Origin of the sequence: Pseudarthrobacter chlorophenolicus A6, from assembly GCF_000022025.1 — a bacterium.
Taxonomy (GTDB): domain Bacteria; phylum Actinomycetota; class Actinomycetes; order Actinomycetales; family Micrococcaceae; genus Arthrobacter; species Arthrobacter chlorophenolicus.
In genome coordinates this window covers 1,392,529-1,404,678 of sequence record NC_011886.1, presented here as the reverse complement: position 1 = coordinate 1,404,678, position 12,150 = coordinate 1,392,529, and the positions used below count along the sequence as shown (strand labels likewise).

At 67.0% G+C, this 12,150-nt stretch carries 11 protein-coding genes; 4 read left to right on the top strand and 7 right to left on the bottom strand.

The window, feature by feature from the left end:
• Positions 1-34: 34 nt before the first annotated feature.
• A complete protein-coding gene (gene rsmI, locus ACHL_RS06410) occupies positions 35-910 on the bottom strand; it encodes a 16S rRNA (cytidine(1402)-2'-O)-methyltransferase (protein ID WP_015936490.1) in 876 nt (291 codons plus the stop codon).
• A gap of 46 nt (positions 911-956) precedes the next feature.
• On the opposite strand from rsmI, the gene ACHL_RS06405 reads away from it, so the two are divergent.
• On the top strand, positions 957-2,711 hold the full coding sequence (locus ACHL_RS06405; RefSeq protein WP_015936489.1) for a dolichyl-phosphate-mannose--protein mannosyltransferase: 1,755 nt from the start codon (positions 957-959) through the stop codon (positions 2,709-2,711).
• Positions 2,712-2,778: 67 nt separating this feature from the next.
• Positions 2,779-4,608 carry an AMP-dependent synthetase/ligase gene (locus ACHL_RS06400; RefSeq protein ID WP_015936488.1) on the top strand — a complete coding sequence of 610 codons (1,830 nt, stop codon included), beginning with the start codon at positions 2,779-2,781 and terminating at the stop codon, positions 4,606-4,608.
• On the opposite strand, the gene ACHL_RS06395 is transcribed toward ACHL_RS06400, so the two are convergent.
• Positions 4,599-5,870: a TIGR01906 family membrane protein gene (locus tag ACHL_RS06395; RefSeq protein ID WP_015936487.1), complete on the bottom strand. Its 1,272-nt coding sequence runs from the start codon at positions 5,868-5,870 to the stop codon at positions 4,599-4,601. The genes ACHL_RS06400 and ACHL_RS06395 overlap by 10 nt on opposite strands.
• Before the next feature lie 126 nt (positions 5,871-5,996).
• A complete protein-coding gene (locus ACHL_RS06390; RefSeq protein ID WP_208858424.1) occupies positions 5,997-6,989 on the bottom strand; it encodes a stage II sporulation protein M in 993 nt (330 codons plus the stop codon).
• Positions 6,990-7,061: 72 nt separating this feature from the next.
• On the opposite strand from ACHL_RS06390, the gene ACHL_RS06385 reads away from it, so the two are divergent.
• The gene (locus ACHL_RS06385; protein WP_015936485.1) at positions 7,062-7,862 is read left to right on the top strand and encodes an RDD family protein; all 801 of its coding nucleotides are present in this window, start codon (positions 7,062-7,064) and stop codon (positions 7,860-7,862) included.
• Between the two features lie 2 nt (positions 7,863-7,864).
• Here ACHL_RS06385 and ACHL_RS06380 read toward each other — a convergent pair whose 3' ends face one another.
• The 4 genes from ACHL_RS06380 to ACHL_RS06365 all read right to left on the bottom strand — a co-directional run bounded on the left by ACHL_RS06380 (position 7,865) and on the right by ACHL_RS06365 (position 11,511).
• Positions 7,865-9,103 (bottom strand): L,D-transpeptidase, encoded by a 1,239-nt coding sequence (locus ACHL_RS06380; protein ID WP_015936484.1) that lies wholly within the window; start codon positions 9,101-9,103, stop codon positions 7,865-7,867.
• Between the two features lie 91 nt (positions 9,104-9,194).
• A complete protein-coding gene (ahcY, locus tag ACHL_RS06375) occupies positions 9,195-10,673 on the bottom strand; it encodes an adenosylhomocysteinase (RefSeq protein ID WP_015936483.1) in 1,479 nt (492 codons plus the stop codon).
• A gap of 131 nt (positions 10,674-10,804) precedes the next feature.
• Complete coding sequence (locus tag ACHL_RS06370; protein WP_015936482.1) at positions 10,805-11,041, bottom strand: Trm112 family protein; 237 nt, start codon at positions 11,039-11,041, stop codon at positions 10,805-10,807.
• Positions 11,042-11,121: 80 nt separating this feature from the next.
• Complete coding sequence (locus ACHL_RS06365) at positions 11,122-11,511, bottom strand: DUF3499 domain-containing protein (RefSeq protein ID WP_015936481.1); 390 nt, start codon at positions 11,509-11,511, stop codon at positions 11,122-11,124.
• 119 nt (positions 11,512-11,630) lie between these two features.
• Here ACHL_RS06365 and ACHL_RS06360 point away from each other — a divergent pair, with 119 nt between their 5' ends.
• Positions 11,631-12,143, top strand: coding sequence for a metallopeptidase family protein (locus tag ACHL_RS06360; RefSeq protein ID WP_015936480.1), 513 nt, complete (start codon positions 11,631-11,633; stop codon positions 12,141-12,143).
• The last annotated feature ends 7 nt before the right edge of the window (positions 12,144-12,150 follow it).

Below are 12,150 nucleotides of genomic sequence, written 5' to 3'. Positions count from 1 at the left end.
TTCGGACTGTGGGCCACACGGGTTGGAAGTGCCCTCAGCGGGCGGCAAGCACGGCCGAATACAGCTCGCGTTTGCTGACCCTGACGTCCTCCGCAACCGCGGCCACGGCTTCCTTGAGCCTGATGCCCTGGGCCACCAGTTCGTTCACCGCCGCCACGTGGTCCTTCGGCGTACCGGCGGCCTGCTCCGGCGCGCCACCGAGGACTACGGCAATTTCCCCGCGGACCTCGTTGCTTTCGGCCCAGTGCAGCAGCTCGTCGAGGGAGCCCCGGATCACTTCCTCATACGTCTTGGTCAGCTCGCGGCAGACGGCGACGGGCCGGTCCGGGCCGAAACGCTCACGCAGCGCGCGGAGCATGGCTTCAAGCCGGTGCGGCGCTTCGAAAAACACCATAGTCCTGCGCTCACCGGCGAGGTCTGCCAGCCGTCCGGCGCGTTCACCGGCTTTCCGCGGCAGGAACCCCTCGAAGCAGAACCGGTCGGTCGGCAGGCCGGACAGCGCCAGGGCAGTCAGGACGGCAGACGGGCCGGGGACAGCGGTGACCGTCAGACCGGCGGCCACGGCGCCCTCCACCAGCCGGAACCCGGGATCGGAAACCGACGGCATCCCGGCGTCGGTCACCATGACCAGGGTGCTGCCCAACCGGACCTGGTCAAGGAGCTCGGCGGTCCGGGTCGCTTCGTTGTGTTCGTGGTAGCTGATGATCCTTCCGGCCACACTGATGCCGAGGCTCTGGACCAGGCGGTGCAGGCGGCGGGTGTCCTCCGCGGCAACAATGTCCGCTGTCCCCAGCAGCTCAACCAGGCGGGCGGAGGCGTCGCCGACATTTCCGATGGGCGTGGCGGCAAGGACAATGCGCCCGGGGGCAGCAGGGCCGGCGGCGGGAGAGGTGCTGGGGGAAGAATCCACGCCACCAGCCTACTGCTGGGAAGGACTGCCAGCCGCAAAAGGTAGCATGGGGCTCGTGACGCAGACCTCGACGCGGCGGCCGGGAGCCGGAGAATCCGGAGCCGGACAACCCGCTCCAGCGGCGTCTCCAGGCACCCTTTCCGAGGTTGCGGAGCAGGGTCCGTTCCGGTTGGGGCGCGGCAGGTCCAGGCCGTGGGTTGTCAGGCCGGAGGAAGCTTTCAGCATCGACGGACTCCGGGCGCGGCTGCTGGGCAGCGTCCGGTCGTGGCGGGAGTACCCGCCCTCGCTGCGGATCTGGTTCATCCTTGTGCCTGTCTTCACGGCGGTGGTGGCGGGAATCCTCCGCTTCTTCCGCCTGGATGCCCCGCACAAGCTGGTCTTCGACGAGACCTACTATGTCAAGGACGCTTACTCCTACCTCATCAGCGGCTACGAGCGCAGCTGGCCGGACAAGGCGAACGACTCCTTCAACGCCGGCAACCCGGATGTCCTGCTGAACTCCCCGGAATACGTGGTCCATCCGCCGGTGGGTAAGTGGATGATCGCCGCGGGGATGGCGCTCTTCGGCTCTGACAACCCGTTCGGCTGGCGCTTCGCAGCAGCCCTGACCGGAACCCTGTCAGTCCTGCTGGTCTCGCTCATCGCGCTCAAGCTGTTCCGGTCCCTTCCACTGGCCGGAGCCGCAGGCTTGCTCCTGGCGGTGGACGGCCACCACTTGGTCATGTCCCGCACCTCACTGCTGGACATCTTCCTGATGTTCTGGGTCCTGGCGGCCTTCGGGGCGCTCCTGATGGACCGGGACGATGGCCGTCGGAGGCTCGCCGCCCGGCTGGCCGCTGCCGCAGCACGCAATGGCGGACGTCCGCCGGTGGCGGAACTGCTGTCCGGCCCGTGGCTTGGCGTCCGCTGGTGGCGCATCACTGCCGGTGTTTGCCTTGGACTGGCTGTCGGTACCAAGTGGTCCGGACTGTTCTTCCTGGCGGGGTTCGGCCTGCTCACCGTCTTCTGGGACCTGAATGCCCGGCGGGTGGCAGGCATCCGGGGCTGGGTCAGCGGCGGAATCATCAAGGACGGCCTTCCCGCGTTCTTCAGCACGGTTCCCGTGGCCGCCGCTGTCTATTCGCTGACGTGGACCGGCTGGTTCCGGTCCGACAACGGCTACTTCCGGCATTGGGCGGAAAACAACCCCTCCGCGACGTGGGGCTGGTTGCCTGACGCTGTGCGGTCACTCGCCCATTACCACCAGGAGGCCTACACCTTCCACCAGGGCCTCAGTTCCGAGCACCCTTACGAGGCAAGCGCCTGGAGCTGGCTGGTACTGGGCCGGCCGACGTCGTTCTTCTATGAATCCCCCCAGCAGGGCACCCCCGGCTGCGACGTCGCCAAGTGCACCTCGGCCATCCTGTCGGTGGGCAATCCCCTGATCTGGTGGGCTGCGGCCATCTCCCTGGTCGTCCTGCTGTTCTGGTGGGCCGGCCGGCGTGACTGGCGCGCCGGCGCCATACTGGCCGGCGTTGCCGCAGGGTACCTGCCGTGGTTCATGTATCCGGACCGGACAATGTTCTATTTCTATGCGGTGTCCTTCGAGCCGTTCCTGGTGCTGTCCCTCGCCTATTGCCTGGGCCTGGTCCTCGGCAGGTCATCCGATCCGCCGTGGCGGCGCCGTTCGGGGCTGTACCTGGTGGCACTGTTCGTGGCCGCAGCCGTTCTGCTGTCGGCCTTCTTCTACCCCGTATGGGCGGCCGAGGTCATCCCCTACGACGCATGGAAGGTCCGCATGTGGATGCCGTCATGGATCTAGGGCAGGATGGCATCAGACCCCCAATGGACGCTGCTGCCGCGGCCTGGCCGCGGAACGGAGACCTGTTGTGAGAGAAGCAAGCACTGAACTGCTGGTCGGGCTGGACGCCGCCAGCAACGTAACCGACCTTTTGCTGGAACGGCACGCCGCCAACCCCGCCCATGCCCTGTACCGGCGCAAAGGGCCCAACGGGTGGGTGGATGTACCGGCCGGAAAATTCCTGCAGGACGTCAGCGCCCTGGCCAAGGGGCTGATCGCCGGCGGGCTGGAACCGGGCGACACCGTCGCCGTCATGTCGGCCACCTCGTACGAGTGGACCCTGGTGGACTTCGCCATCTGGTTTGCCGGCGGAGTCACGGTGCCCATCTACGAAACGTCGTCAGCCAGCCAGGTGGACTGGATCCTCCAGGACGCCGGAGCGCGGCGCGTTTTTGTCCAGGACCAGGCCACGGCGGATCTCGTCACCGGCGTGGTGGCCGGCTCGTCCACGCTCCGGGACCGCCTGGTCAACGTCATCCGCATGGATTACGACGGCGAAGCACCCCACCTTGCCAGCGTTGCGGCGGCGGGGGCGGGAGTCAGCGACGCCGAGCTTGAACGGCAAAGGAGCAGGGCAGGCCTCGACGACGTCGCGTCCCTCGTCTACACATCGGGCACCACCGGCAACCCCAAGGGCTGCGAGATCACCCACGGCAACTTCGCGCTGGTGGCCCGGAATATTGTGGCGTTCCTGCCGGAAGTCCTGGGCCAGGGCCAGTCCAGGACCCTGATGTTCCTTCCCCTGGCCCACGTCCTTGCCCGTGCCGTGCAGGTAATCTGCCTCTCCGCCGGAGCCACCCTGGGACACACCCCTGGCGCCGCGCAGCTGCTGGAGGACCTGGGAACGTTCCGGCCCACCTTCCTGCTGGTGGTACCCCGGATCTTTGAGAAGGTCAGGGCCACCGCAGCGCACAAAGCCGCGGTGGCCGGGAAGGGCCGGCTTTTCCAGGCGGCGGCGGCAGCAGCGATCGCCTATTCCACGGAGCAGGACCGTAAAAACCGCGGAGCAGGGTCCGGTCCCGGGTTCGTCCTGCGGGTCCGGCACGGCCTTTTCGACCGGCTGCTTTATCCCCGGCTGCGCCAGGCACTCGGCGGCCAGGTGGGCTACACCGTATCCGGAGCCAGCCACCTTTCATTGGAGGACGCACACTTCTTCCGCGGCGCCGGCATCCCGGTGCTGGAAGGGTACGGACTCACCGAAACCACCGCGCCGTGCACGGCCAACACCCCCACCCGGACCCGCGTCGGCTCCGTGGGCATTCCCATCCCGGGCACCACCATCAGGGTGGCCCAGGACGGCGAGATCCTGGTCAAGGGCATCGGTGTCTTCAAGGGCTACCACAACAATCCGCAGGCTAACGCCGAGGCATTCGTGGATGGTTTCTTCCGCACGGGGGATCTGGGGGAACTGGACTCTGACGGCTTCCTGACAGTCACCGGCAGGAAGAAGGACATCCTGGTCACCGCCGGCGGGAAGAACGTGGCCCCGGGGCCGCTGGAGGACGCCATCAGGGCACACCAGCTGGTGGGTCACGCCGTGGTGGTGGGCGACGGCCGGAAATACGTGTCCGCCCTGATCACGCTTGACCCGGAAGGATTGGCGAACTGGCGGTCAGAGCACGGCAAGCAGCCGCTTGAGCGGCAGGCCGCCGTCACGGACGCGGAGGTCCTGGCTGCTGTACAGGAAGCCGTGGACCAGGCCAACCTGATGGTCTCAAAAGCAGAGTCCATCCGTCGGTTCGCACTCCTGGACACCGAGTTCACCATGGAATCCGGGCACCTGACGCCGTCCCTCAAACTGAAGCGGTCCGCCGTCGTGCGCGATTTCGACGCCGAGGTGGCCAAGCTTTACGCCTGAGCGGGCTCCGTGGTCTCCTCCGCGGTCCGGGCCACGCCGCGCCGGCGGCGCGTCGGCCACGTGAGGATGAGGGTCACCAGCGACACAAGGAGCACCAGGCCCCCGATCACGATGCCTGCGTCCATCCAGAACTGGCCGGGGAACAGCCGGATCAGGGTGTCATCAAGGCTGAAGGTCCAGGATCCATCCGCGAAGAAGATCCGGTGGAACTCGGTGAAGAACTGCTGCCAGCCCAGGAACGCCAGTGTGCCGAGTCCCAGGATGAGGACCAGCGTGACAATGGAGCCCGCAAAGAGGCCCCGCCGGACTCCCCCGGCGCTGCGCTTGCGCAAATACAGGGCGGCGATGACGCCCAGGACCAACAGCAGGGTGCCTGCTCCGAAGGTGGAAAGGATCACGGTCTTGACGTCCGCCATATGGCTGACTTCGCCGTCCTTGAACAGTTTGTCGCCGCTGCGGTGCACCAGGTCACCGAGGTAGCGCGGGCCGGCCCAGTTGCTCAGATAGTCGACGGCGTAGGAGCCGTAGGTCATCCTGTCGTCCGTGCTGAACCCGTAGCCGTCGCCGGGAAACCCCGGGCGATTGTATTCGATCCACAGGAACAGCGGGCTGGTGACTGCGCGGACAGCGAGCACCAGCAGGACCACCGGGAAGAAGATGGCAAGAAGGACCTGCATGACCCGCGGTGCCACGGGCTTGGCGTTGGCCGCGCTCTCACGCTCGGCGTTGCGCCGCTCCACTTCCTCTTCGGGTGGGCGGACCGAAAGCGCGGAGGTGGGGAGCGGCTCGCGGAACGCCGCGCCGTCGCCCTTCCCTGAAGGCTTGCCGGTGGCAGGCTGTGCTGTGGCGGATTGCGCGGCAGCAGAGGATCCTGCGGCGGACGTCCCGGCGGCATTGGACTGCACGGCCGCGGATTTTTGGGCGGCTGGTTCGTCGGCGGCCTCGGCGGCGCGGCGGCCGGACCTGCTGTCCGGCTGCTGGCCCACGGGCGCGGCCGCGCCTTCCGTGGCCTCCCCCTCCGAGGTGCGTGACGGCGTCGGGGTCTCCTTCGCGGCGCCCTCCGCGGTGCGCTCCGGTGCCGGGGTTTCCTTTCCGGTGCCGCCATTGACGGAGCGCTCCCGCGCCGTGGTGTCCTTGGCGGTGTCGCCGTTGCCCGCCGCCATCCAGGAGAAGGCGGGCTCGTCCGAGTCCCCTGACGTATCCAGGAAAGGTTCGGGCTGCGGCTGGGCGTTTTTGGCGCGGGCCGGTGTCTCGTCTTTCACAACAGCGTCACTTCCGTTGGGGTGTCCGCGCCGCGCTGGGATAGGCCGGCGCGCTTCATCTGGTGTCGAGCCTACCGCCCGCTCCTTGACGCGGGCGAGGAACCACCCCGGAGCAATTACAACGATTCAGGCAGCGATTTCCGCATAGCCCGCATCCTCGCGTCGCAGGTCGCCCCGCTCCCCCGCCAGGTAGGCGCGGCGGCCCCAGACCAGGGCGTACGTCCAGTAGCAGGCCAGCACCGCGGCGCCGATGGCAATCTTCGCCCAAACCGGGAGCGGACTGGGGGTAATGAACCCTTCCACGAGGCCGGACACGAAGAGCACCAGGACCAGCCCCAGCGCCACAGTGACCAGGGACCTGCCTTCCTCCGCCACAGCCCGCAGCCTGGTCCGTGGCCCCGGCGACACCATGGCCCAGAAGATCCGCAGGCCTGCGGCACAGGCAATAAAGACGGCGGTAAGTTCCATCAGGCCGTGCGGCAGGATGTAGCTGAAAAAGACGTCCGACTTGCCGGCAGCGGCAAAGATGCCCGCCGCCACTCCGACGCCCTGGGCATTGGTGAAGAGGATGATGGGCACCCACACACCGGTAATGCCCAGCGCAACAGCCTGGGCGCTGATCCAGGCGTTATTGGTCCACACCGCGCCCGCAAAGGAAGCAGCAGGGTTCTCCGAGTAGTAGTCAATGAAGTCCTCTTCGACGTACTGCTTGGCTGCAGCCTCGGAGGCCACTGCGCGCAGGGCCTCGGGCGACGTTCCGATCCAGATGGCGTAGGCGGCGCCAATGACAAGGAACGCAGCCCCGCAGGCGAGGGTCAGCCACGCCAGGCGGTAGAACGCCGCCGGAAGCGCCAGGACAAAGAACCGCTTCAAGTCCGCCATTGGGTTGGACCGTGCACCGGTGAACCGTGTCCTTGCCTGCGCCAGCGTGGCCGACAGCGATGCGGACAGGCCGCTTTCCGGAGCTACAGAACGTATTAGGGAAAGATGGGCGGATGTGGCCTGGTACAGGGCAAGCAACTCATCGGCCTCCGGTCCGCTGAGCTTGCCCTTGTGGGCAAGCTCGTGCAGCCGCGACCACTTGTCCGCGTTGACGGCGGAGAAGGCGTCCATATCCACGGCACCAGACTAGCGGCACCGCACTAGACTTTGACGGACTGCACCATAGGCCGCGAGGAAACGGATACGCACGTGGGTTCGATCATCACCGGTGAGGCCGTGGTCCTGGAGCTGCGCCCCGCCTCCTTCGCAGCGCGCGCCCTGGGCCTGTTCCTCGACGTCCTCTTCAACGTGGTCCTTCTGGTGGTTATCCTGATCGGCCTCGCCACCGCCGGCGAGGGCCTGGATGAGTCCGCCATGCGCGCGCTGGTCCTGTGCAGCGTGGTCCTCTGCCTGGTGATTGTCCCGGTGGGGCTGGAAACACTGAGCCGCGGCCTGTCCCTGGGCAAGCTGGCCGCTGGCCTCCGGGTGGTGCGGGACGACGGCGGCGCCATCCGCTTCCGGCACGCCCTGATCCGCGGTCTGGCCGGGTTCCTCGAGGTCTACCTGACTTTCGGCGGCCTGGCCCTTGCCGTGGCACTCTTCAACGACAAGTCCCGGCGGCTGGGCGACCTGATGGCGGGCACCTACGCAGTCCGCACCCGGGTGGCTGCCGAGCGCCCGGTTCCAGTCTCCATCCCGCCGGGCCTGCAGGCCTGGGCCCGGACGGCGGATATCGGCCGAATCCCGGATGCCACCGCACGCCGGGCTTCCCAGTTCATCCGGCAGGCCGCCAGGATGGCGCCGCTTTCCCGGGCAGGCATGGCCGCGTCCATCGCCACCGAACTGGCGGCCCATGTGGCACCCGGGCCACCGCCGGGAACCGGCCCCGACGACTACCTGGCCGCCGTCGTGGCCGAGCGGCGGAACCGGGAACTTACCAAACTGGCCCGGCAGCGCCAACGCAACACGGAGGTCGGCGAACGGCTGCAGCGGCTGCCTTTCGGCAGCTGACGTCAGTTGTCGTACTCAGCCCAGGGGATGTTCCAGTCGCCGTACCCGTCATCGTGGGCGGCGTAGTCGCCCTCGGTGTTGATGATGTTTACCACGTCTCCGGTGCCCATGTTGTCGAAGACCCAGGCGGCGCCGTCGGGGGCGAACCCGATGCAGCCGTGCGAGACGTTGGTATTGCCGATATACGGGAAGGCGGACTCAAGCGCCTGGTGGATGTAAGCCCCGCTGAGCGTCAGCCTGATGGTGTACTCCACATCCACGTCACCGTAGTAGGCCGGGTCGCCGGGTTTCAGCCCGATGCTGGAGGCACGGAAGTGGTCGAACCGGTTCTTCTCCATGAGGACGCCGTAACCGCGGGCTGAGGGGAACCGCTTGTCGCCCATGCTGACGGGCAGGGTCTTCACCGGCTGGTCGTTAACGCTGAGGGTGAAGGTGTGTGCGGTGGCGTCGGCCACGGCCACCTTCTTGTCCCCGATATTGACCTTGACCTTTTTGTCGAAGTTGGCGATCTGGCCGTTGCCCAGGTCCACGCCGAACATCTGCATGTCCATGGTGACAGTGGAGTTCGCGGCCCAGAAGTTTTCCGCCCGGTACCGCACCATCTTGTCGCTGTACCAGTGGAAGGCTCCCACCTGCCCGGCGCTGCTGGTGACCTTGATGGCCTTCTCCACGGAATCCCGGTTGAGTACGGGTTCGCTGAAGATGATCTGCAGCGGCTGGCCCACGCCCACCTTCATTCCGTCCAGCGGGTACACGGCGGCGTCAGCCTCGTGCGAGCTGGAGACGGTGCTGAACTGCTGGGTGGTGCTCGTTTCGCGTCCCGCTTCGTCCTTCACCACGAACGTGTAGCTGTAGTCGGTGTTGAACTTCAGCGGCGCGGTGGCGGTCCATCCGGTGCCGGCGGGGTCGATGCTGCCGTCCACCTTTTCGCCGGCGGTGCTGGTCAGCGCCACCCGCTCGATGGTGCCGTTGCTGACCTTCAGGGACACTGGGGCCGCGGGGTTGACCTGCTTGGCGCCGTTGGCCGGGGAAGCCTCGGACTTCACCGCAGCCACCACCGGTGAGGCGATGCCGGGAGAAGTCCGGGTAGCGGACCCCGCTTCGGATTCCAGGTCCCCGCCGGCGAGGCCGGGAGCGACGGCGGCGAACACACCGCCGGCAGCCGCAAGGATGCACACCACGGCGATGATGAGCATCTTCTTGAGGGACCGGGGACGGCGGGTCTGGACTTCAGGCTCCATGATCAGATCCTAGGCGCTGGAAGTAACGGCCCGGGCGCGGAGGGCGCCCGGGCACCTTACTTCTTGGTAACGGCGTGTTGGCGGCGGCTTTCTAGTACCGGTAGTGCTCGGGCTTGTAAGGGCCGGCGGCGTCGATGTCCAGGTAGGCAGCCTGTTCCTTGGTCAGCTCGGTCAGCTGCGCACCGAGGGCGTCCAGGTGCAACCGCGCCACCTTCTCGTCGAGGATCTTCGGCAGCACGTAGACCTGCTTTTCGTACTCGCGTTCGCCCTCCGGCTGGCCGGCCTTGGTGAACAGTTCGATCTGCGCGATGGTCTGGTTGGCAAAGGAGTTGCTCATCACGAAGGAGGGGTGCCCGGTGGCGTTTCCGAGGTTCAGCAGACGGCCTTCGGACAGGACGATGATGGACTTCTCCGCGTCCGTACCCTCGTCGAGGACCCACTCGTGGACCTGTGGCTTGATCTCGACCTTCTTGATGCCGGGAATCCGGGCCAGGCCGGCCATGTCGATCTCGTTGTCGAAGTGACCGATGTTGCCCACAATCGCCTTGTCGCGCATCCCGGCCATGTGCTCGGCCATGATGACGTCCTTGTTGCCGGTGGTGGTGATGAAGATGTGGCCTTCTGCCAGGACGCTCTCCAGCGTGGCCACCTGGTAGCCGTCCATCGCAGCCTGCAGCGCGCAGATCGGGTCGATTTCGGTGACGATAACGCGCGAGCCCTGGCCGCGGAACGCCTCCGCGGCGCCCTTGCCGACGTCGCCGTAGCCGCAGACGACGGCGACCTTGCCGCCCATCAGTACATCCGTGGCGCGGTTGATGCCGTCGGGGAGCGAGTGGCGGATGCCGTACTTGTTGTCGAACTTGCTCTTGGTGACCGAGTCGTTGACGTTGATCGCCGGGAACAGCAGCTTGCCCTGTTCGGCGAGCTGGTAGAGGCGGTGCACGCCGGTCGTAGTCTCTTCGGTAACCCCCAGCAGGCGCGAGCCAACCCGGGTCCACTTCTGCGGGTCCTTCTGCAGCGAGGCGCGCAGCACCTCAAGGAAGACCCGCCCCTCTTCGGATTCGTCGTCCGCTGCGGCCGGCACGGCGCCGAGGGCTTCGAATTCGGCGCCTTTGTGCACCAGCATGGTGGCGTCGCCGCCGTCGTCGAGGATCATGTTGGGGCCGAGCTCCGGGTTGGTCTCTGCACCGGGCCAGGTGAGGATCTGCTCGGCGGTCCACCAGTATTCCTCAAGCGTTTCGCCCTTCCAGGCGAAAACGGGAACACCCTGGGGGTCTTCGACGGTTCCCTTGCCCACGACGACGGCTGCGGCGGCCTCGTCCTGGGTGGAGAAGATGTTGCAGGACGCCCACCGGACATCGGCACCGAGCGCGGTAAGGGTTTCGATCAGCACGGCGGTCTGTACCGTCATGTGCAGGGAGCCCGCGATCCGGGCGCCCTTCAGCGGCTGGCTGGCGCCGAATTCCTCGCGAAGCGACATCAGGCCGGGCATTTCGTGCTCGGCCAGGCGGATCTGGTGCCTGCCGGCCTCTGCCAGGGAGATATCGGCAACTTTGTAATCGAAGGTCATGAGTGGTCCTTTGCTGTGTCCGGGAAATCATGAACAGGCCGCATCAGCGTTTCCGGAGGGCCTGGAAAGGTCAGTTGTTTCGTGGTCCGCGGGGCGGGGCTCCGGGAGTCATGCACCGGGGCCGGGCAGGGTTAGCGGACGGCGCCTTCGGCGGGGTCGGAGTCGTGCTGGTCGGACCCGGCAGCCGTCGCGGCAGCCAGGAGTTCCGGGGGCAGGAGAAGGGGAATGCCGTCCTCGATGGCGTAGCGGGGCTTCACGCCGTCAGCCCCCGCAGCCGTGGCCACCAGTTCCTCGCCTTCCTGCACCAGGGGCGAGCCCGTGACGGGACAACGCAGGACAGACAACAGTTCGGAACTGATTTTTGGCATATGGTTCAGGCTCCCTGGCGGGCGCGCTCGCGCCGGTAGCGGAAATGGTGTGCAGGTTCCAGCGTACCGCCAGAAATGGCTCAGGACGGCTCGCGCAGGATGCGCAGGTGTCCCCTTCTGGTCCCTTCGGTCCCGGCAGGAGCCTCCAGGGCGGAATGCTGGCTGCGTTGCGCGGGTTGCTGCGGCGCCTGGGCCGGCACCGCTGCCGCGTCCCGCACCGCGTTGGCCAGGGCAAGGAGATCGTCCGGGCCGGGCTGCTGTGGAGTCGAGGGCATGGCCAGCCGCAGGACCTCCCAGCCACGGGGAACAGTCAGCGAGTCGGCATGCTGCTCACAGAGGTCATAGCAATGCGGTTCTGCGTATGTGGCAAGCGGACCCAGGACAGCGGTGGAGTCCGCGTACACATACGTCAGGGTGGCCACCGCCGACTGGCGGCAGGCAGATCTTGAACACTGACGGATAGCTCCCACGACATCCCAGACTACTCCGCGCCCACGCCAAAACGCCGCATTGGCGCCCACGCCCGGACGCGCCTTCGCTGCGGGGCGAATCTGTCGCGGAATCCCCGGTCCGGGTTTAAAGTCAATGTATGCAGTCATCGAACCAGAATTCAGGCCTGACGGTCCGGTTGGCTGACCCGGATGTCGAGTCCACTGCCGGGGCGTCCGCAGCCGGCCGGAGCTTCATGCGGCGCCGGCGGAACCGTCACGGCCGTGGCCTGCGCGGGGAAGTCATGCTTCCCACCCACCCCGGCTACCGCACTCGGGGCGACCGCTTCGATGACATGGTGATGGACTCGGCCCAGCGGCTGCACGATATTTGGGGCAAGACCCTGGACGGCGTCAGGTTCGGCGTTGATGAAATCCCACCGGAACTGGAAGTGCTGGCCGCCACCGGAGCACCCGCGCCCATGGGTGCCTACACGCCTGCGGCCGGGGATGACGGGCCGCTGATCACGGTCTACCGGCGCGTGGTAGAGCAGGCCTGCCCGGGAGTGGAGGAACTCCAGGACATGGTTCACGACGTCGTCGTGGAGCACACAGCCGAGATGCTGGGTGTGGCGCCCGAAACCCTGGACCCGGTGTACCGGCGCCGTTACTGACGGTCGG